Source organism: Candidatus Zixiibacteriota bacterium, assembly GCA_040756055.1.
In the GTDB taxonomy this organism is placed as follows: domain Bacteria; phylum Zixibacteria; class MSB-5A5; order GN15; family FEB-12.
Genome location: JBFLZR010000001.1, coordinates 661083 through 681548 on the forward strand (window position 1 = coordinate 661083; position 20466 = coordinate 681548).

The following is a 20466-nucleotide window of genomic DNA, read 5'->3' on the forward strand; positions in this document are numbered from 1 at the left end:
ACCGGTTAATCATTATTAGAACGCCAATTGTCTAAGTAACATGGGGGAGAGGCTGGCCTATGGCCGGCCGATGCCCCTAATCGCTTATAGTAAGGATACTTATGGATAAGTTCATCATTAAGGGTGGTAAACCGCTAAACGGAAGTGTAAAAGTCGAAGGATCCAAGAATGCTGCGCTGCCCATCATTGTCGCTGCCCTGCTGATTGACAAGGGCGAAACCGTCATCAAGAATGTCCCGCCTCTCAGAGATATCTTCACCGTTATAAAAGTAATAGAATACCTCGGCGCGAAGGTCACCTACGATGACAAGAAACACGTAATGACGGTCGATGCCTCCGCGCTGAACCGAAACACCGCCCCGTATGAACTGATGCGTCAGATGCGGGCCTCGTTTCTCGTGCTGGGCCCCATTCTTTCCCGTTTGGGTGAGGCAAAAGTATCGTTGCCCGGTGGTTGTGTGCTCGGCGCAAGACCGGTCGATTTTCACATCAAGGCCTTTCAGGATATGGGAGCAAAACTTACCGAACGAAGCGGCTATATCACCGCCAAGGCGAAGCCCCTCCTCGGCGGCTCCATATACTTTGACCGTCCGTCGCATACCGGCACCGAAAACATCCTCTTCGGCGCCGCGATGGCGAAAAATAAGACCATTATCACCAATGCCGCCTGCGATCCTGAGATTGTCGATGTCGCCAGATTTCTGAATAAAGCCGGGGCCAAAATTCACGGCGCCGGCACGCCCGATATAGTTGTGGAGCCGGTCAAAAGGCTTAAGAATATCGAATACTCCGTCTCCGGAGACAGACTCGTCGCCGGAACTTTTCTGTGCGCTGCTGCTATTACCGGCGGAAAAATAGAAGTCACCGGCTGCGATCCATCCCACCTTACCCTCGTAACTCACAAGCTGATGGAAATGGGATGTCACGCTGATGTCACGAAAAACAGCCTTACCATTAAAGGACCAAAACGGCCCAGACCGATCTCCGTTACCACTTTCCCGTACCCCGGCTTTCCGACCGATCTCCAGGCCTCTATTATGGCCGTCTGTTGCCTCTCTTCGGGAACATCTCACATACGCGAGACTGTTTTTAAAGATAGGTTTTCTCACACCATGGAACTGCGTCGGCTCGGAGCCGATGTGAACGTTTCCAGTGACGAGGCAACCATAAACGGCGTAAAAGAATTGACTGGTGCCGAAGTTATGTGTTCCGACATCAGAGCCGGGGCCGGAATTGTTCTCGCCGGCCTGGCCGCCAAAGGAAAATCAGAGGTCCTTCGGGTCTATCATATAGATCGCGGGTATAACCGTATGGAAGAAAAGTTATCGTCGCTGGGAGCCGATATAGAAAGAAGAAACGAGTGATCCGTACCGGCTGACATGACAGGCCGATCGATGGAATCGAGAATCAGGCGGCCGGGCCGCCGGAGCCTTCAAAGGATGTGATCTCTATATGAAAAAAATAGTCGTCTTCACAATAATTCTGGCTGTGCTAATGGCTGCTCTGACTCAGGCTCAGGAGACTTATTTCGGAAAAAACAAGGTTCGCTACAAAGACTTCGACTGGAGTTACATCCAGACCCGCCACTTCGATATCCATTTCTACGAAGATGCCTACCCGACCGCCAAGTTCGCGGCCACCGTCCTGGAATCCTCATACGTGGAGATATCCAACGAGCTCGATTATGTCATCCAGAAACGAGTACCGGTTTTTGTCTATAATTCTCACAATGATTTCCAGCAGACCAACATCATCTCGTCGCTCATACCCGAAGGCGTGGGCGGCTTCACCGAAGCTTTCAAAAACCGAATCGTGATCCCGTTTTCGGGCTCCTACGAAGAATATCGCCATGTTCTCCACCACGAACTGACCCACGCCGTTATCTACGACTTGCTGTACGGCAATATGTTCAGCTCGCTTTTGTCACGCCAGAGACTGTTTAACCTGCCCCTATGGTTCGCCGAGGGCTACGCCGAGTATTCCTCCAGACACGGTTGGGATTACTTTTCCGATATGTTTGTTCGCGATGCCACGATCAACAACTATATAAGACCGCCCTGGGCGCTGGGAGGTTTTTTGGCCTACAAGCAGGGTCAGGCTATGGTCAAATACATAGCCGACACTTACGGGGAAGAGCAACTGGGCAAAATCCTGCGTAAAGGCAAGGTACACCTCACCATGAACCGGGCCCTGAAAGAAACCATCGGCAAGACCGAAGACGAGCTTTTCGAAGATTTCTCCAAGGAAATGAAACGTCGCTACTGGCCCGATATCGCCGAACGCAAAGAGCCCGAAGATATCGGCAAACAACTGACTCACGCCGGTGACGATGGCTCTTATTTTAACGAGAAGCCGATGTTTTCACCCGATGGCGACAAAATCGCTATTTATACCGACAAATCCGACTATACCGAAATTGTATTTATCTCCGCCCAGACAGGCGAGATCATCAAACGTGTGGTCAAGGGTGAACGCTCGGCCGACCTGGAATCACTTCATTCGTTCGTGTCGGGAATGTCGTTTTCACCCGATGGTGACGGGATGGTCTTTGTGGCTAAATCCGATGGCAAACCGACGCTGATGCTCTACGACCTTCGAAAAGATAAAATCTATAAGAGAAAGCAGTTTGACTTTTACAATATAGTCTCGCCGATGTGGTCGCCCGACGGCGGCAAAATCGCTTTCGCCGCCCTCAAGGGGCACAAGCGCGATATCTACGTCTATCATATCGATTCCGATGTCATCGAACAGGTCACCGACGACCGCTACGATGATCAAAGCCCGAGCTGGATGCCCAATTCGGCCGGCCTCGTTTTCTCCTCGGATCGTCCCCATCCATCCAGTCAGATGGCTCAGGCCGAAGACAACGCCTATGTCTCTGCCGGAGCGTATCTCCCGGGAGACTTTGAGTATGGATTCTACAATATTTTCCGCGTTGATCTCGGCAACTATAATGTTTCTCCGGTCGATGTCGGTTCCGGACAGAATACCTATCCGATGGTGTCTCCGGATGGCAGCAAAGTCGCCTTCATATCCAATCGAAACGGAGTAGATAATATCTATATCGCCTATCTCGACTCGTCAAAATATTTCCCCATTACCGATATTCTCACCGGCGTCAGGTCGATCTCGTGGTCTCCTGACGGCGAGAAAATCGCTTTCTCCGCCTTCAATAAAGGCGCCTTCGATATTTTCCTGATGCGCGATCTCACGCCCTCGGGAGAGAACGGCATTCTTGCCGCAACTGATTTCGTGACAGGCAAATATGACCTGCTGAAGTCCCACGACAGAGAAACGCAGACGGTCAAGGCAGATGACAAGTCGACGGACTCGACGCAGTCCGCGCCCTTTGCGGGACCGTACGAAAAAGACTATGAAACTTACGAGGTTGAGCCGACCAGCATAGCCGTGGTAGGCGACACCACCCGCAGTGAATCAGACAGCCTGTCTGCGGCATCCGATTCCACCGCAGTTCCAACCGACAGCTCCGAGGTTGCCGCGGGCGAATCGTATCAGGACTCCGTTGTCACCGCTACTGGAATCCATGATGATGAATTTGTTTTTGTCAGTGATGAGAAAGAGGACGTATTCGATGATTTGCTGGTCGATGTGACGGATGATTCGAGTTCCACCACTTTTGGATCGACCATGCAGGAACCGGCCGTGTTCGACTCGATTCCTGACCCGCTGCCCGACGGCAACTACAAGATTCAGAAGTACAAAGTCAAATTTACCCCCGATTACGTGGCCGGCGGCTTGTCCTATGACACCTTCTTCGGCCTGAGAGGACAATCATTCTTCGTCTTCTCGGATTACCTGGGTAATCACCAGATATTTTTGGCCACCGACCTGGTCAATACCATTGACCAGTCAAACGTTCAGGCTTACTATTTCTATAACAAACACCGCACTAATTATGGCTTCGGGCTGTTCCATACGAAGAACTACTATCTCGACAATTTCGATTTTCTGTTCTCCGATCGTTTCTACGGTGCCCAGATCTATATCAACCGGCCGTTTTCAACCTTCAGCCGGGTTGATGCTCTCGTGTCGCAGTACTTCATTGATCGTCAGTATTACGATTTCGATGACCCTCGCGAGGACCGGAGCTCCAAAGTCACTACCGCTGAACTGTCATACGTAACCGATAACATCCTCTGGGGAATGACCGGGCCGGTCAACGGCAGGCGCGCCAAGCTGACCATCTCCGGCGGCACCAACCTATTCGACAGCCGTGATATCAATTTCACGGCGGCCGAGTTGGATTACCGCAAATACTGGCACTTCAAAAAGACATTCTCAATAGCCCTGCGATTTTCGGGAGGCGCCTCGTTCGGCTCGACGCCTAAACAATATTTCCTCGGAGGAACCACCAACTGGATCGGCAACCGCACTCTCGATGCCGAGGTATTCGAGGTTGAGAACCTGTATTTCGCCGATGTTATCACACCGCTTCGCGGCGTTCCCTATTACGAACTGTCGGGTGATCGCTACGGCCTGGTCAACGCCGAGTTCAGATTCCCCATGATTGATTATTTCGCCATGCGCTTCCCGCTGCCCATTGTCATCAGCCGGGTGGGTGGCGCCATCTTCACCGATATAGGCTCGGCCTGGTTCGGCGATAACTTCAAGGGCGGCACCTCCAGCGGGGGACAGGACCGACTGCAAGACATTAAGATGGGCTTTGGATTCGGTATGAGGATGAATCTCGGATTCTTTCTGCTCAGGTATGACCTGGCCTGGTCAACCGATCTCAACCGGATCTCGGACAAGCCGAGCTATTACTTCTCATTCGGAGCGGATTTCTAAGCGGTCCGTCGATTCATCAGCGCCGTCGTTGATGCCGAACATAAAAAAACGCGGTCACAAAGTGACCGCGTTTTTCTTAAGTTGTAAGACTTACTATTTCTACTTCTTGTGGACCGAGCAATATTTGCTCTTTCCATCCGTGAAGCGCTTGCAAGCCTTGCCGTCTTTTGTCTTGGCTGCGCAACGAACCTTCTTCGTCGCTTTCTTCTTTGCAACCTTCTTCTTCGGAGCTGCTTTCTTCTTCGCGGCTTTCTTCTTGGTAACTTTCTTCTTCGTTACCTTCTTTTTAGCTTTGCGCATTGAACGTCCTCCATATAAAGGATTCTAAATCAAAAAACAACCTGAATGGAATTCATGTCAAGAAAAAAGTTAATAAAATAGTCAATCTGATAAAAAAAAATTGCATCAACAAATGTGCGGCGATGAGAGTATTTGAAGTCAAATTTGTAAGAGTGAGTCCAAATTGCAGTCTGCGGCGAATCTGATGTGCGCGGTCGATGCGTTTACATACGCATCGACCAACGCATGCTATTTCTTTTTCCCGGAGGGTTTCTTGCCGTTGTTGTTCGCCTGGATTCGTCCGTAATTTTGAAGCGCGAGCGCCATTTCGTGAAGCTTGGCGTCCACCCGGCCAAGCACCGTATGCGCTTGAAACTTTCCGGTGGCACGACGTTTGCCCGCAGGCACTCCGGTGAGAATCTCGATCCCCTCTTCAATCGTCTTCACCGGATAGATATGGAACTTGCCCGCCTTGATGGCCTCATTGACGTCCGGACGAAGCATTAAATCAGATACGTTCTGATGAGGGATGATCACGCCCTGCCTGCCGGTGAGGCGCCGCGATTTGCATACGTCGAAGAACCCCTCAACTTTCTCATTTACACCGCCAATCGGCTGAATCTCGCCCTTCTGATTGACTGATCCCGTGACCGCGATGTCTTGCCTGATGGGAATTCCGGAGATCGATGAAAGTATGGCGTATATCTCGGTTGACGATGCCGAGTCACCATCAACACCGCTGTATGATTGCTCGAACGATATCGATGCCGCCATGGCCAGGGGCTTGTCCTGCGCGAACATCTCCCTCAAGTATCCACTCAATACCAGCACGCCCTTGTTGTGAATCGGGCCCGACAAATCCGCCTCGCGCTCAATGTTGATCACACCCTCCTTGCCGAGCGCCGTATTGACCGTGATTCTGGTGGGCCTGCCAAACGAATACTCACCGAGATTGTACACGGAGAGGCCGTTAATCTGACCCACCGCTGAGCCGGTGGTCGATACCATCAATGTATTGTCGTCATACAGCTCCTGAATCTTCTCCTCGACCAGGTTTATGCGCGAGCGCTTGTTGCGGATAGCACAATGCACGTCTTCTCGCGTAACCTGTTTCCCCTGGCGCTCCTGGGCGCAGAAAGCACTTTCTTTGATTATATCCGAAACCGGCGTGAACCGCGTTGTGAGCCGATCGCGACGACCCGACAGACGCATGCCGTACTCACAGACAGCCTGCATGCCGGTGACATCGAACGGCATAAGCTGCTCGTCGTCAACAACCTTGCGGACAAACTCGAAGTACTCCCGAAGGCTCTTCTTCGTCAGCGGCATAACATTGTCGAACTCCGCCTTGACCTTGAAAATCTTCTTGAAATCCTCATCGAGACGCCACAACAGACGATAAATCTCCGGCTCACCAATTAACACCACCTTGACATCCAGCGGAATAGGCTCAGGTTTGATACCGGCGCCGGCCATCATGTAGAACGGATCATAACCGGTGATCTCGATCTCACGGTTGCGAAGTGCCCTTTTCAAAAATGTCCACATGCCCGGCTCGGTAAGCACATCCATCGCATTCATGATGAAAAATCCACCCGATGCCTGCAGCAGCGAGCCCGAAAAAATACGCGTGAAATCCGTTCGCCAGTATCCGAAGCGGTCTACCACACGCTCGAGCGATCCAAATATATTTTTATACGATGGCGATTTTTCGATTACTATCGGCGCTTTTTCGGCCTCGGAATTGTCCAGAATCAAGTTAACCGAAAACTCTTCGAACGGCTCGCGCTTGCGAAACGGCGGAGGCTCCTCTTCACCCCGTCTGGGCTGTGCTTCACGAAAACGATCTATATCGCCCAGTAGAGCTTCCTCAACCTCATCCAGGTACTGCTGTACCTTATCCTCGGGATATCTCTTCTTCAAAAGAGCGATCTTGTCCGAAATAAGCGGTGATAGTATATCCAGATCGAGCTTGCCCAGAGCATCTTCAAGCTTATTGGTGAGCTTCTTTGACTCGACCGTAACAGTGTCGAACTCGCGACGAAGACTGTCCCACCGCCGGCGAAGCTCATCGAGCCGCGAAAGCGAAAACTTGCCCTCCTTCGCCAAACGCTCAAGCTTCTCCAGAGAATTCGGCTCACCATCAATCAACGGCTGTATCTCATTGCGTACGCCCATGCCGATTTGGAGCTGAACCATCACGAATCCACCTTCGGTCAGCTTATCCTCAAAAGCATTGATGATGTCCTTCTGACGACCCTCGAACTCGCGGATGATCCTGCTCTGACGATCCTTGTAATCCTCGGACATGAATATCTTGGGAACGACCTTGCGGACCGAGCCAATAAGATAATTTACATCCTTCTTGAACCGAGTGCCGTCGCCCGCCTTGAAAGTCAATACTTTCGGCTGGTCTTCGTTTTTGAAGTTGTTCACATAGCAGATGTCGTTCAGTTGCGGCCTTTCCTGGTCGAGCTGCTCCAAAAGAAGCTTGATAGTCGTCGATCGTCCCGTTCCCGATAAACCGGTCACGAAAATATTGTAACCGGCGCTTCTGACGCTGAGCCCCAGCTTGATAGCTTCAATAGCCTTCACCTGCCCGATGATGCCCGCGCAGCGGGGAACATCCTTTGAGGTCTTTATTCTGGCTGGACTGAAATCTATCGTGTAATCAAGGTCTTTGAATTTGAGTTCTCGCGGTGATTTTATCTTCCGGGGCATTCGTGCGGGCATCTATTCCTCCGTTTGTGAAACGTTGACCGGTAATATAAAGACTACGTTAATCGAAAAAAGTTAAAAACAGGTATTCACCTCAACAACAGTCACAGCCGGCCGACTGGTTCTCCGGTTGACAATACTCACCCCTAAATATTCGAAAGCCGGCCTAATATTGCCCGGAACGCCTGTCAACCGGCACTAAATCGGCCGACATCAGCCTGCATGACCTGCGTAGAATCTCTTCTTAATAAGCTGTTAATAGACAATAAAATCTGAAAGTAGCGGCCACAATGGCAGCGGCAGTGCCGTATTGGCATTATTGTCGATACAAAAATCTTAAAAAAAACGCGAAATTGTGACTTTTAGTAACCCGTTCATGGCCTTATTATTACAGAAAAGGGCCTTGTAAGTCGTTGATAATCAACATAATCTTATTTCTTGACAGGCATCCGGGTCATATAATATCTTTAGCCGTTGCTTTTTAGCATTGCGCATTGAATGGCGGTATCGTCTAGTGGTTAGGACGGGTGGTTCTCAGCCATCAAACCGGGGTTCGATCCCCCGTACCGCTGGAAAGCTCCGGGTGTTTTCGAATAATATTGAAAACACCCGGTGTTCTTTTTGGTGTATTCACAGAAATTCGTCGCGTTACATCTGCGCATCTTGTCAATCCTGTCAACACCACCACTGTCGACACGTCTATTACACGTGGTTATACTGATTGACATTTGATGGTTACAGACTATATTCGTCTGTGCCCACTGATTTTAAGCATATGTTTCGACACTGCCTTTATTTAGTCTCAGCAATCATCATTTTTGGCTATGACCTGGCCATGGCGCAGGCGCCGGACACTGTCATCCGGTGGGATCGACTCAATGCCCTCATTCTGGTCGTCGTTTTCAGCGCCGCGGTACTTCTTTACACCCGATGGGCCAAAGCCGGCAAGCCGCTCTATTTACGCAAGATTGCGGGGCTCGCCGCCGTAGAGGAAGCGGTCGGAAGAGCTACCGAAATGGGCAGACCGGTACTGTATATTCCTGGAATCGCGGAGCTCGACGAGATCGAAACGATAGCGGGTGTGTCTATTCTCGGCAGAGTCGCCAAAATTACTGCCCAGTACGATACTCCCCTGATGGTCCCCGTTCGCTATCCTTTGGTCCTGGCCGCTGGACAGGAAGTCGTGGAGCAGGCCTATGCCGAGATGGGCAGAAAAGACTCTTACGATAAAGACACCGTTCGCTACGTGGCCGGTGAGCAATTCGCGTTCACGGCGACGGTCAACGGCTATATGATGCGAGAGCGGCCTGCCACAAACATCTATATGGGCGCTTTCTTTGCCGAGTCACTCTTGTTGGCTGAAACCGGAAACGCCGCAGGCTCAATTCAGATAGCCGGTACCGCCCGGGCCGAGCAGCTTCCGTTCTTCATTGCCGCCTGCGACTACACCCTGATGGGCGAAGAGTTGTATGCGGCGTCTGCCTATCTGTCCCGCGAACCGGTGATGACTGGCGGGCTGAAAGGGCAGGATTTCATTAAGGTGATCATCGTCGTCATGGTAATCATTGGTGTTCTGTTGGCCACTTTTGGGTTCGGCGACTGGTTTATCAGCCTGTTTGAGGAAGTCTAATACTGCATGCGTACTGCTATACCGACAATCATGGCTTTCATCTCCGGATTCGTACTGGTCGTGGCATTCTTTTTCCGTGGCGACACTCCCATTGGAAGCCTCCGCCAGGAATTCACCGTCTGGCTGACAATTGTGGGCGGATTTACGCTCATACTCGGCGTTGCGTCGATAATCAGGGTCAATTGGTCCTCGGTAGCCAGGAAAAAGGCCGGGTGGGGTTACAAACTGCTAACCCTCATTGCGGTTTTCGCTATGGCGATACCTTCAGTCTTGCCCACTTCATGGGCCACTTACGTTGTGGACGGAGGTACATTTTCACTCTTCGGTCACACGGATGGTTCAATATATGACTGGCTGTTCAATTACATGCAGGCGCCGATGATGGCGACTATGTTCGCCACCCTCGCTTTCTACATCGCGTCAGCGGCATACCGGGCGTTCCGCGCCCGCTCCGCACAAGCCACGCTGCTTTTGCTAACCGCCACGTTGATCATGCTGGTGAGAGTTCCGATGGGAGAAGCTTTCCTGGGAATGCTCCCCGGCGACGTCCCCGGGTGGCTGAACACCTATATCATGAGTGGTGTCAATATGGCCGTCCAAAGAGGTATTATCATCGGGGCCGCTCTTGGAGCCGCTTCCATGGCGCTGCGAATCATGCTTGGCATCGAACGGACATACATGGGGAACCGGTAAGAGATGAACTTCTGGGAGAAAATGGAAAACATTGACCGCCGCTGGGTCTATCTGGCTGTCGCAGTGGCGGTAGTGATGCCGTTTCTTTTTCCCACCCCTCTGCCGATTGGTGTCACTCCCGAGGCTCAATCATTGTATGATGCTGTCGAGGCTTTACCGAATGGCTGCAATGTGATGGTTGTCTATGACTACTACCCATCAACCATTGCCGAATGCGAGCCGATAGCAATCGCCGCACTTCACCACCTCTTTAGAAAAGACTGCAAAGTGATAACACTTAGCAACATACCTTATGGTGGGCCATCGATGGCTGAGAGGGTAACGAGGATGATGGCCGAGCAGTACGGTAAAGAGTATGGAGTCGATTTCGTAAATCTCGGCTACAAATACGGCTACGTTGCTGTTTTGTCCGGGATGGGTCAATCAATTGAAGGAATTTTCCCAACCGATAACTCGGGTACCCCTTTGTCAGAATTGCCGCTCATGGATTCAGTTAAAAATTACGACGACATTTCGTTCATTTTTGAAGTTGCGGATAACGCCACTGCTGACTACTGGGTGTCAATTGTAAACGCTCAGTACGGTGTTCCAATCGGTTGCGGAGGCACGGCCGTGATGGCGCCGAAGTTCTATGCTTATGTATCTTCGGGCCAGTTCGTCGGATTGCTGGGAGGTATGCGCGGAGCGGCCGAATACGAACTGTTGATCAATGAAAAGGGCGATGCTGTTACCGGGATGCAGGCCCAGTCGCTGGTTCATCTGCTTATCATCGCCTTGGTGGTTTTAGGAAACATTGGCTATTTCCTGGGACGGGGTAGACGCGGGAAGGGATTGAGGTAGGGCCAATGGAAACCTTTCAACTCTGGCTGATGGCTCTTCTGACTCTGGCCCTGTTCTCTTTCATGTACCGGGACAACCCGATATACAGAATCGCGGAGCACATCTTCGCAGGGCTTACCGTCGGGTATCAGGTCGGTCTGATCTGGCACTCGATTATCCTGCAACAATTGTGGACGCCGATCCTCGATGGCGATTGGTGGAAGATCGTCCCGGGTGTGCTGGGATTGTTGATGCTCACTCGACTGAGCGGTAAGGTCTCCTGGATATCACGAACCTCGCTGGCCTTCGTGATGGGCACCACCGCCGGTATTTTCCTCATTTCCGAACTTCACGGACGAGTTTTGCCACAAATGCAGGATACTATGCTGTCTCTCAGTGGTGAAGACGGCTTCGCGACGACACTGTTGTCGATAATCATCGTGGTTGGTGTTCTCTCGACGCTGATATATTTCTATTTCTCAAAAGAACACTCCGGCGTTCTGGGTGTCACCGCCCAGGTAGGTATCTGGTTTATTATGGTCGCTTTCGGCGCCCATTTCGGCTATACCGTCATGGGCCGTGTGTCGCTTCTTATCGGCAGGGTCCAGTTCCTCATCGAAAACTGGATAGGTTCTTTCGACCAACTCCTCTAAATGTCGCCCCCGAATATTGCGCCACTCGAACGTATATCTGCATATTGCATAGCCGGTTAACCTCTTAGAACATCTCCGAAGATATTTCCTTGTCAAAACCGGACTGTTTGCATACTATTAAGACAAACGCAGAACGGAACAGCATTTTATGAAAGTAATTATTCCAGCGGCCGGCGTCGGTACCCGGCTCAAGCCGCACACCCTCACCTTGCCCAAGCCGCTTTTACACATAGGCGGCAAAACAATCCTCGATTACCTGCTCGAGCCTGTCACCGAACTCGACCCCGAGGAAGTCCGGTTCGTGATCGGCTACAAAGGCGACATGATCAAAGAGCATGTCGAGAAGAATTACTCCTTTAATTCTACCTTCGTGGTTCAGGATGAACTGCTTGGCCTCGGCTATGCTCTGCACATCGCCCTCAGAGATGTCGCGAATACGCCACTCATGGTCCTGCTCGGCGACACCATCATCGAAAGTGATCTTAAAAAATTCATCCGGGCGGGCAAATACGCTCTCGGTCTTCGCCAGGTGCCGGACCCGCAACGATTCGGAATCGCCGAGCTGGATGACGGCTATGTCTCCCATCTGATCGAAAAACCGAAAGAACCAAAAAGCAATTTAGCATTGATAGGTTTGTACTATTTCGAAGAATCCGACAGTCTGAAACTCGAACTCCAGAAACTGGTCGAGTCCGGCAAGACGACCAGGGGGGAGATTCAACTGACCGATGCTCTCGCCAGGATGATAGCAAACGGCACCAAATTCACGCCATTCGAAGTAGAAGGGTGGTTCGACTGCGGCAAGAAGGAAACGATGCTGTCTACCAACCGTCACTTTCTGAAAAAAGTGCCGGTACCGGAGAGAATACAAGATTCCGTAATCATCCCGCCGGTGTATGTGGGTGACGATGTTTCAATCGAAAAGTCCGTGATCGGTCCCAATGTTTCTCTGGCCAGGGGCGCCGTTATAAAACATTCTATCATCTCCGACTCGATCATTGGTCGCGATGCCCGCGTGGAAGATATGGTTATACAGGAGTCTATCGTGGGCCGCGAGGTTGTTCTCAAGGGAAGGAAAAAGATCCTCAATATTGGCGATTCAACCGAAATATCCGGTTGTTAATATCCGCAAAATTCCGTATATCTCTGACTTCGGTCAATGGTAAAGATTAAGGAGTCAAAAATGGCTGGTGGAGATTTTCTCTTTACTTCGGAATCCGTCACCGAAGGACATCCCGATAAACTCTGCGACAGGATTTCCGATGGTGTCCTCGATGAAATTCTCAGGCAGGACAAAAACGGGCGCGTGGCCTGTGAGACATTCGTAACGGCTGGACTGGTCATTGTCGGCGGCGAGATTACTACAACCGGTTACGTTGATATTCACAAACTGGTCAGGCGAATCGTCAGGGATATCGGTTACACCAAAAGCAAGTACGGTTTCTCCTATGATACCTGTGCCATTCTCAACGCCATCGGTTCCCAGTCGCCGGATATCGCCCAGGGTGTTGACACCGGCGGCGCCGGTGACCAGGGTCTTATGTCCGGATACGCCTGCCGTGAGACGAAGGAACTTATGCCTCTGCCGATTATGCTGGCTCACAAACTCACAAGACAACTGGCCGCCGTGCGAAAGAAAAAAATTCTGCCGTATCTTGGCCCCGACGGAAAATCGCAGGTCACAGTCGAATATCGCGGCGGGAAACCACACCGTGTCGAATGCGTTGTCATCTCCACCCAGCACACCGAGGATATCCTCAACGCCTCCGGCAAGAAAATCACCAAACAGGCCGTCGAGGAAATTATCGATAAAGTTGTCAACCCAATCGTGCCCGCCGAGCTATTGGACAAGAAAACCAAATATTATATCAACCCCACCGGAAAATTCGTCATTGGCGGCCCGCAGTCGGATACCGGCATGACCGGACGCAAAATAATTGTCGATACTTACGGTGGTATGGCTACCCACGGAGGCGGCGCTTTCTCCGGCAAAGACCCGACCAAGGTAGACCGCTCGGCAAGCTACATGGCGCGCTATATCGCCAAAAACGTCGTGGCCTCCGGGCTCGCCGACAAGTGCAATATCCAGCTCGCCTACGCCATCGGTGTCGCCCAGCCGGTTTCGATGATGATCTACACCAGCGCCAGCAACAAGGTCCCCGAAAAGCGAATTGCCGAACTTGTCAGAAAACATTTCGATATGACACCGCGCGGCATTATTAAACAGCTCGACCTGCTCCGTCCCATTTATGGCGCCACTTCGGCTTATGGCCATTTCGGTCGCCACGAAAAAGAATTCACCTGGGAGAAAACCGACAAGGCCAAAATCCTTGCAAAGGAAGCGTGACGATGGCTCTCAAATACGATATCGCCGACATCAGGCTCGCCGGCGGAGGAAAAAAGAAAATCGAATGGGCCGAACGTTCCATGCCGGTCCTGCGCCTGATAAGGGAGAGGTTCGCCAAAGAGAAACCCCTCAAAGGAATCAACATGGCCTGCTGTCTTCACGTTACCACCGAGACGGCCAATCTCATGCGCACACTGAAAGCCGGTGGAGCAAATGTCGCTCTGTGTGCCTCCAACCCTCTCTCCACCCAGAACGACACCGCCGCCGCCCTTGTCAAGGAATACGGCATCAGCGTTTTCGCCATCAACGGCGAAAACAACAAGACCTATTATAAACACATCCACCAGGCGCTCGACATCAAACCCCACATCACTATGGACGATGGCGCCGATCTGGTCTCGACCCTTCACACCAACCGCAAAGAACTGGCCCAGCACGTCATGGCGGGCACCGAAGAAACCACCACCGGGGTGATCCGTCTGCGCGCCATGGAAAAAGACAACGCCCTGCTGTTTGCCGTAGTCGCCGTCAACGACTCCAAGACCAAGCACTTTTTCGATAACCGCTATGGTACGGGACAGTCGACGCTTGACGGTGTCCTCAGATGCACCAATATGCTCATTGCCGGCTCCACGGTCGTGATCGCGGGTTACGGATGGTGCGGGCGGGGACTCGCTATCAGGGCAAAGGGTATGGGCGCTAATGTAATCGTGACCGAGGTCGATGCCGTCAAGGGGCTCGAAGCGGCTATGGACGGTTTGATGGTGATGCCGATGAGCAAAGCCGCCCCGATCGGTGATCTGTTCATCACTGTCACCGGCGATATAAACGTCATCCGCCTTGAACACGTGAAAAAGATGAAGGATGGCGCCATAGTGGCCAACTCCGGCCACTTCAACGCCGAGATAGATCTGCCCGAAATCACGAAAGCCGCCACCGCGCGAAGAATCGTCCGTCCGTTAGTCGAAGAATTCTCTTTTGGTAAAAAACGGATTTACATCCTGGGCGAAGGACGCCTTATAAATCTGGCGGGCGCGGAAGGTCACCCGGCTATGGTGATGGATATGTCTTTCGCCAATCAGGCCCTGGCGTCGGAGTATGTTGTCAAAAATCACGAGAAACTCGAACGCCGTGTATACAGCCTGCCGGAAAAGCTCGACATGCAGATAGCATCGCTGAAACTCAAATCGATGGGCATATCGATTGACAGGCTTACGCCGGAGCAGAAGAAGTACCTCTCCTCATGGGAGATGGGTACATAGCCCGCTGAAAAAAAGCGGATATCTACTGCCCGTGCCGCGATAGCCAACGAAAGATATTCAATAGAAACGGCAGATTCTGCCCCGCATAGGGAGAATTCATTCCGAATTTCATTCTTTCTTCACCGGCAATCTGCGCCGTAAATTCCGCCGCCTCGCCGAAAACCGCCACCCGACCCTTGCCGAATTCCAAAACACCGCCCTGAAACCAGCCCTCAATCGGCGCTATGGTCGTGGTGCTGTCAAACTCCCATGCCTCCACCGGCATAAGCGACACATACCCTGAATCGAATATCAGAAGCGGCTCAAAGGCTTTATTATCGACCTGAAACGCCTGTCCAGTGAATGTCACCACCGAATCGATTCTATGCGGGTCGTCCGCGAATCCGGTGATAGTGTGTTCGCGCAGCGTGCCGTCAGATCGGCGGAAAAAGTCCGGACTTCGCTTCAAGGTATCAAGAGCGAAGCCATTGTTGAGCATTACGCCAAAGGCCCCGGCCAGGTCTTGCGCCGCACCTGGAAACGGCATGTGGTCGGCGATCAGGAAAAGAGCCCCGCCGCCTTCAACCCACTGTCTTACCGCTTCGATCTCTTCGGCGTCGAAAGCCGATGGTGTCGGCAGCGACCAATCCTCAACATTGCGCTCGTTCAGCGCGTTGGATATAACAAGAATGTCGCCGGTCTTCAGTGAGTCGAGCGTGAACCTCGCTGCATACCGTCTAACCGTGTATCCGTCGCGCCTGAGCAACTCGGCAAAAGGAAGAAACCTTCCCTCCGCGGTGTGAAAATTGTGATGAGCCTCGTCGATCATCACCACCGGCCCCGAACCGGCTTCATACGTGGGGTTTTCAATCACTCCGATAAAAGCGGTATCCGCTTCCTGCTGGGCAAAACACAGCGAGGAGCATATCAATATCACCGCGATTACAAATAAGATGCGAGTCATTTAAGACCTCCCATTCAACGGGCCTTGATAGCCTTTAATGAAAATGTCAACGGATATGGGGATGAACCCTCCGGCGGATAATAGTAACCGTCTTTCTCGATCCAGTTTTTCTCGCGGGCATCGATACTGCCTTCATATTCATTGAGAAACTCAATCGTTAGGCCCGCCTTTATAAAAGCATTGACTATATCCGCAAGTTTGTGCTGCCATTCCACCAACTCGTTTTTGATTATATATTCCCTGTCACAATAATCCGGCTGACCGGCGACACGATACGGTCCCTTTTTGAAATATGCCGTGTCGTCGTCCAGCCAGACTGCCCCCACCGGGTGAAAATCCACGATATAAAATACGCCGCCGGGCTTCAAGTGACCGGCCACCACCTCGGCCCATCGTTCCACGTCATGTATCCAGCAATGCGTCCCGTAGGATTGAAACACGATGTCGAACGTCTCATCAAGCTTTCCCTCGAGGTCCAAAACATCCGACCTCACGAACTTAGCGGCAAGGTTCGCCTTCTTGGCCAGGATGTTGGCATACTCTATCGATGTATCCGAGATATCAACGCCGGTCACAGCAGCCCCCATTCGAGCCCATGAGAGCGTATCAAGCCCGAACTGGCAAAACAGGTGCAGCAGCGTTTTTCCCGTCACGTCACCAAGCTCGCGAAGCTCGATAGGGTGGAGGGTGATGGCGCCATCCAGAAATTCTCTCACTCTGTAATCGGGATGTTTGTAGTGAACCTCTGCCATCTCATTCCAGGCTGTCCGGTTCTTTTCATGATCCTCGTGTGGCATCACTTGCGCGCCTTTATCATCGCTGCCAGGCCTATTAAAAAGAACAAACCGTTCACTCCCCATACCGCCAGCTCCGCTGGAATCTTCTCGTTGTACCCGGCTGATTGAAGTATCCGGAACAGGACGAAATACACCAACGCTATCATGGCTCCGGCCGCGAACGACACAGCGATACCCCCTCGGCGGGGATTCGATGCGAACGGTATGCTTATCAGAAGTACGATAAACGATGACAGGGGATAGGAATACTTGAACCTCAAATCTATCGCCTCTCTAACGTATGGTCCGCCGGTGCGCTTCATCAGATCGATATATGAACGAAGCTCCTCGATTCCCATATCCTCCGGCTTGCCGATCTTTTTCGATAGATCCGCCGGCGTGTCCTCGATATCCGGAAGCTTCATCACCGCGAACTGACTGAATGACTCATGAGCCGAATCATCAAATGAGCGAATGATTCCTCTTCGCGCCTCCCACGCGAAATCACGATATATGATTTCTTCGGCCGTGATAATCTGACTCAAACGATTCTCATTCGTCTTGTACACCTTCAAGTCCGAGCCTTCGCTTCGCTCAGTGTTAAACGTTCCGATAGTATAGAAATAACCCGGCTCAATCTGGCGATATATGTTCTTGACCTGCTTGTAGCGGTGTGCGGAGCGTTTTTCGATGGTGAATTCCTTGATCTCGAGACGCTTTTTGTTGGCCGGCGGAAAAATATACTCACTGTAATAGAAGTGACCCGCCACCAGAAGAAGCGTCACCCACAACAGCGGCGCCGAAATCCGATACAACGACAACCCCGATGCCTTCATGGCCAGTATCTCGTTCTTGCGGGCTAGAATCGAAACCGAAAACAGCGCGGCCAGAAGTATGAACATGGGGAAAAACGCCTTGAGAACCCATCCCCCGAAATAAACATAGTATTCCAGTATCTCGACCAGCGGAATCTGGTGATCGATAAAATCGCGAAGCTCCTCGATCATGTTAATCACCACGATCGTGAATCCGATCGCCACAATCACGACAAACAATGATATGAAGAAATGCCTGAGAAGATACAGATCTAATTTCTTAATCATAGCCGGATAGAGGTCCTACCTTGTCCTTCTAAAATAACTGAACAGCGGCCGTTCCGTAACAACAATGTAAAGAAGATAGATACCCACCCCGGCCATAAGAAAATTCGCGCTCCACATCGCCCAGAACGGCGATATAATCCCGCGATCGGCCAGGTCCTCGCCGCCGATCAGAAAGGCCCAGTAGATGATAAACAGCACAATCGATACCGCAATCGCCATCCCCATTCCCTTGCGCCTCGATATCGTACCCAGCGGGGCGCCAATAAGAATGAAAGCCAGTATGGCCGATGGAATCGAGTACTTCTTCTGTATCTCGATATTATACTTATCCATCGTACGCTGCTGCGCCATGATCTGTTGCGCGGCCCGCTCTATATTGCGGGAAAAATTGATCCCGTTCGTTCGCGCCAGGTACAACGCCGTCGAATCCGAAACACTATCGGCGCGAACATATTCAAATGTGTCCGCGAACAAATAATTCATCCGCTCTTCGAAACTCAGGTATATCTTCTCGCGAAACGGCCCGATCTGCGTACGCGCATTGTCAACCCGCACCTGCATGTCCTGTATGCCCATCTCACGATCCGTGCGATATTCCGGATCGGAACGTTTCAGCTCCGAACCGGTCCCCGATACATTGATAACCTGATTCTCGAAATCAACCTTGCGATATTCGTCCGGATCCTTGGTGTCAAGCGAGTGAATCTCGCCATTGTAAAGCGTGAACTGCATATTCTTGTTGTTGTCGGTCATCTTCAGATAACCGTATTCGGCGACGATAATCCTCGGCCTGGTATCGTCCTTGGTTTCCGTAATCCGAACACCCTCAACGCGCGATGTCTTGTGGTCAATCCTGTCAATTAAAACCAGATATCCCGGAATGTCGGATATAAACACGCCCGACCGGAACACCAGCGTCGGCCGCATGGCCGATATGTCACCCCACAATACCCGCGCCTTCTTGTTGAGATCCGGCAGAATCTTGTCATGGAACTGAATCATGGAGAATGTTCCGATACAACCCACCACCAGAAGGGGGAATATCACCCGGAACATATTAATCCCCGAAGTCTTTATGGCGGTGATTTCGAAATCCGATGTCAACCTGCCAAAAGCCATCATCGTCGCCACCAGCACCGACATCGGAACCGACAATGCCAGCATCCAGGCGAGATTCAGCCCCAGAAGTTCCAGGGCCACCCACACCGATAAGTCCTTATCGATAACGTGGTCGGTTATCTTGGGCACATAGTCAATTATCAGAAGAAATGTAATAGTGAAGAAAGCAAACAGAAACGGTGCGATATGCTCTTTTAGTATGTACCGGCTAAGTATCTTCATAAGTGTCAGCCAATTTATGACTTATACAGCATGGGGTCAGCCTAATATGCAACTGTTTATACCTCCAGACCAGCAAAAATGTCAACAGATTGATTTGCCTTAACCGGCAACTCGTTATTATACTCTATCATTATGGAAAACAAGCAGATTAAGGACCTCGTCGTCGAGGATAAAGTAACCTCGTATTTCGCCGTCCGCAAAAAAACCGTTCGCGAATACACTAAAGGTCAGTTCATTTCTCTGGAGCTGGGCGATGCAACCGGTCGAATTGGAGCCGTTATCTGGGAGCCGGATCAGTTCAGCCTGGCCGATCTGGCCGAAGGCATGGTGGTGAAAATCCGGGGTGTGGTGGGCGAATACAATAATAAAAAACAGATAACGATAAACCGTATCCGCCTCGCCGAAGACAACGAGTACCCCCTCGAGCAAATCCTGCCGCATTCCAGTCAGCCAATCGAACAGCGCAAAGCACGAATTATGGCCCTGATCGACAAAATCGAAAACAGCTATATCAAGTCCTTAACAGAATCATTCTTCGGCGAAGAGAAGTTCTTAAACGACTACCTCACCGCCGCCGCCGGAAAGCTCTGGCACCACGCCTATATCGGCGGACTTTCCGAGCACTCCGCCAATGTTGCCGAACTTGCCCTTCGCGCGGCCGCCGGATACGATTTTCTCGAAAAAGACTACCTGATCTTCGGCGGGCTTTTTCACGATGCCGGCAAAATCAGCCAGTACTCGACCGGGACCGTGATCGACTACACCGATGAAGGCCGATTAGTAGGCCATATCTGTGTCGTCGATGACTGGATCTGCACCCGGGCGCGAAAAATCGAGAACTTCCCGGATAAACTGCTCATGAAACTCCGCCACATCATCCTCTCCCACCAGGGAGAACTGGAATATGCCACGCCGGTGGTGCCGCAGATGCCGGAGGCGTTCGTGGTCTATTACTGCGACGAAATAGACAGCAAGATGGGCGCGATCGAGAGAATCCGTGAGAGACAGGATGGTAAAGGATGGTCGGAATTCGTCAGTCTGCTCAACCGCTATCTCTATTTCGGCGAAGAACAACCTGACAAAGAATAACAGC

The 20466-nt window shown here is 51.5% G+C and carries 16 protein-coding genes and 1 tRNA gene; 11 read left to right on the top strand and 6 right to left on the bottom strand.

Features of this window, described 5'->3' with window-relative positions; genetic code table 11:
• Positions 1-101: 101 nt before the first annotated feature.
• Together murA and AB1483_02925 are read left to right on the top strand one after the other, a co-directional pair.
• A complete protein-coding gene (gene murA / locus AB1483_02920) occupies positions 102-1364 on the top strand; it encodes a UDP-N-acetylglucosamine 1-carboxyvinyltransferase (protein MEW6411408.1) in 1263 nt (420 codons plus the stop codon).
• An 88-nt stretch (positions 1365-1452) separates the two neighbouring features.
• Positions 1453-4809, top strand: a complete 3357-nt coding sequence (locus AB1483_02925) for a hypothetical protein (GenBank protein ID MEW6411409.1) — start codon at positions 1453-1455, stop codon at positions 4807-4809.
• Between the two features lie 99 nt (positions 4810-4908).
• Here AB1483_02925 and AB1483_02930 read toward each other — a convergent pair whose 3' ends face one another.
• Positions 4909-5109, bottom strand: a complete 201-nt coding sequence (locus AB1483_02930) for a hypothetical protein (GenBank protein MEW6411410.1) — start codon at positions 5107-5109, stop codon at positions 4909-4911.
• A gap of 228 nt (positions 5110-5337) precedes the next feature.
• Positions 5338-7821, bottom strand: coding sequence for an ATP-binding protein (locus AB1483_02935; protein MEW6411411.1), 2484 nt, complete (start codon positions 7819-7821; stop codon positions 5338-5340).
• 485 nt (positions 7822-8306) lie between these two features.
• Here AB1483_02935 and AB1483_02940 point away from each other — a divergent pair.
• From AB1483_02940 to ahcY, 8 genes are all read left to right on the top strand, one after another.
• Positions 8307-8378: transfer RNA gene (locus AB1483_02940), tRNA-Glu, on the top strand.
• 203 nt (positions 8379-8581) lie between these two features.
• On the top strand, positions 8582-9436 hold the full coding sequence (locus AB1483_02945; protein MEW6411412.1) for a DUF6754 domain-containing protein: 855 nt from the start codon (positions 8582-8584) through the stop codon (positions 9434-9436).
• A 6-nt stretch (positions 9437-9442) separates the two neighbouring features.
• Positions 9443-10129, top strand: coding sequence for a hypothetical protein (locus tag AB1483_02950; protein MEW6411413.1), 687 nt, complete (start codon positions 9443-9445; stop codon positions 10127-10129).
• A 21-nt stretch (positions 10130-10150) separates the two neighbouring features.
• Positions 10151-10969 carry a hypothetical protein gene (locus AB1483_02955; protein MEW6411414.1) on the top strand — a complete coding sequence of 273 codons (819 nt, stop codon included), beginning with the start codon at positions 10151-10153 and terminating at the stop codon, positions 10967-10969.
• A gap of 5 nt (positions 10970-10974) precedes the next feature.
• The gene (locus AB1483_02960) at positions 10975-11601 is read left to right on the top strand and encodes a hypothetical protein (protein ID MEW6411415.1); all 627 of its coding nucleotides are present in this window, start codon (positions 10975-10977) and stop codon (positions 11599-11601) included.
• A 148-nt stretch (positions 11602-11749) separates the two neighbouring features.
• Positions 11750-12724: a sugar phosphate nucleotidyltransferase gene (locus tag AB1483_02965; GenBank protein ID MEW6411416.1), complete on the top strand. Its 975-nt coding sequence runs from the start codon at positions 11750-11752 to the stop codon at positions 12722-12724.
• Positions 12725-12784: 60 nt separating this feature from the next.
• A complete protein-coding gene (metK, locus tag AB1483_02970; protein MEW6411417.1) occupies positions 12785-13948 on the top strand; it encodes a methionine adenosyltransferase in 1164 nt (387 codons plus the stop codon).
• 2 nt (positions 13949-13950) lie between these two features.
• A complete protein-coding gene (ahcY, locus tag AB1483_02975) occupies positions 13951-15210 on the top strand; it encodes an adenosylhomocysteinase (GenBank protein ID MEW6411418.1) in 1260 nt (419 codons plus the stop codon).
• Between the two features lie 22 nt (positions 15211-15232).
• Here the strand turns inward: ahcY and AB1483_02980 are convergent, their stop codons facing one another.
• Genes AB1483_02980 through AB1483_02995 form a run of 4 tightly spaced genes read right to left on the bottom strand, consistent with a single transcriptional unit; the run spans position 15233 to position 19373 of the window.
• The gene (locus AB1483_02980; protein ID MEW6411419.1) at positions 15233-16153 is read right to left on the bottom strand and encodes a DUF4350 domain-containing protein; all 921 of its coding nucleotides are present in this window, start codon (positions 16151-16153) and stop codon (positions 15233-15235) included.
• Positions 16154-16167: 14 nt separating this feature from the next.
• The gene (locus tag AB1483_02985; protein ID MEW6411420.1) at positions 16168-16950 is read right to left on the bottom strand and encodes a class I SAM-dependent methyltransferase; all 783 of its coding nucleotides are present in this window, start codon (positions 16948-16950) and stop codon (positions 16168-16170) included.
• Entirely contained in the window at positions 16950-18032 is a 1083-nt protein-coding gene (locus AB1483_02990; protein MEW6411421.1) for an LptF/LptG family permease, read from the bottom strand. The genes AB1483_02985 and AB1483_02990 overlap by 1 nt, the downstream gene beginning before the upstream one ends.
• A gap of 15 nt (positions 18033-18047) precedes the next feature.
• The gene (locus AB1483_02995) at positions 18048-19373 is read right to left on the bottom strand and encodes an LptF/LptG family permease (GenBank protein ID MEW6411422.1); all 1326 of its coding nucleotides are present in this window, start codon (positions 19371-19373) and stop codon (positions 18048-18050) included.
• Between the two features lie 132 nt (positions 19374-19505).
• Between AB1483_02995 and AB1483_03000 the strand changes: the two genes are divergently transcribed.
• Entirely contained in the window at positions 19506-20462 is a 957-nt protein-coding gene (locus AB1483_03000; protein ID MEW6411423.1) for an HD domain-containing protein, read from the top strand.
• Positions 20463-20466: the final 4 nt, after the last annotated feature.

What these genes read in the sequence shown, in the direction of transcription:
- AB1483_02935 (MEW6411411.1), bottom strand. Translation starts at nt 7,821, where the DNA reads ATGCCCGCACGAATGCCCCGGAAGATAAAATCACCGCGAGAACTCAAA.
- AB1483_02955 (MEW6411414.1), top strand. Translation starts at nt 10,151, where the DNA reads ATGGAAAACATTGACCGCCGCTGGGTCTATCTGGCTGTCGCAGTGGCG.
- AB1483_02945 (MEW6411412.1), top strand. Translation starts at nt 8,582, where the DNA reads ATGTTTCGACACTGCCTTTATTTAGTCTCAGCAATCATCATTTTTGGC.
- AB1483_02965 (MEW6411416.1), top strand. Translation starts at nt 11,750, where the DNA reads ATGAAAGTAATTATTCCAGCGGCCGGCGTCGGTACCCGGCTCAAGCCG.
- AB1483_02950 (MEW6411413.1), top strand. Translation starts at nt 9,443, where the DNA reads ATGCGTACTGCTATACCGACAATCATGGCTTTCATCTCCGGATTCGTA.
- AB1483_02985 (MEW6411420.1), bottom strand. Translation starts at nt 16,950, where the DNA reads ATGCCACACGAGGATCATGAAAAGAACCGGACAGCCTGGAATGAGATG.
- AB1483_02980 (MEW6411419.1), bottom strand. Translation starts at nt 16,153, where the DNA reads ATGACTCGCATCTTATTTGTAATCGCGGTGATATTGATATGCTCCTCG.
- AB1483_03000 (MEW6411423.1), top strand. Translation starts at nt 19,506, where the DNA reads ATGGAAAACAAGCAGATTAAGGACCTCGTCGTCGAGGATAAAGTAACC.
- AB1483_02960 (MEW6411415.1), top strand. Translation starts at nt 10,975, where the DNA reads ATGGAAACCTTTCAACTCTGGCTGATGGCTCTTCTGACTCTGGCCCTG.
- AB1483_02990 (MEW6411421.1), bottom strand. Translation starts at nt 18,032, where the DNA reads ATGATTAAGAAATTAGATCTGTATCTTCTCAGGCATTTCTTCATATCA.
- ahcY (MEW6411418.1), top strand. Translation starts at nt 13,951, where the DNA reads ATGGCTCTCAAATACGATATCGCCGACATCAGGCTCGCCGGCGGAGGA.
- AB1483_02930 (MEW6411410.1), bottom strand. Translation starts at nt 5,109, where the DNA reads ATGCGCAAAGCTAAAAAGAAGGTAACGAAGAAGAAAGTTACCAAGAAG.
- AB1483_02925 (MEW6411409.1), top strand. Translation starts at nt 1,453, where the DNA reads ATGAAAAAAATAGTCGTCTTCACAATAATTCTGGCTGTGCTAATGGCT.
- metK (MEW6411417.1), top strand. Translation starts at nt 12,785, where the DNA reads ATGGCTGGTGGAGATTTTCTCTTTACTTCGGAATCCGTCACCGAAGGA.
- AB1483_02995 (MEW6411422.1), bottom strand. Translation starts at nt 19,373, where the DNA reads ATGAAGATACTTAGCCGGTACATACTAAAAGAGCATATCGCACCGTTT.
- murA (MEW6411408.1), top strand. Translation starts at nt 102, where the DNA reads ATGGATAAGTTCATCATTAAGGGTGGTAAACCGCTAAACGGAAGTGTA.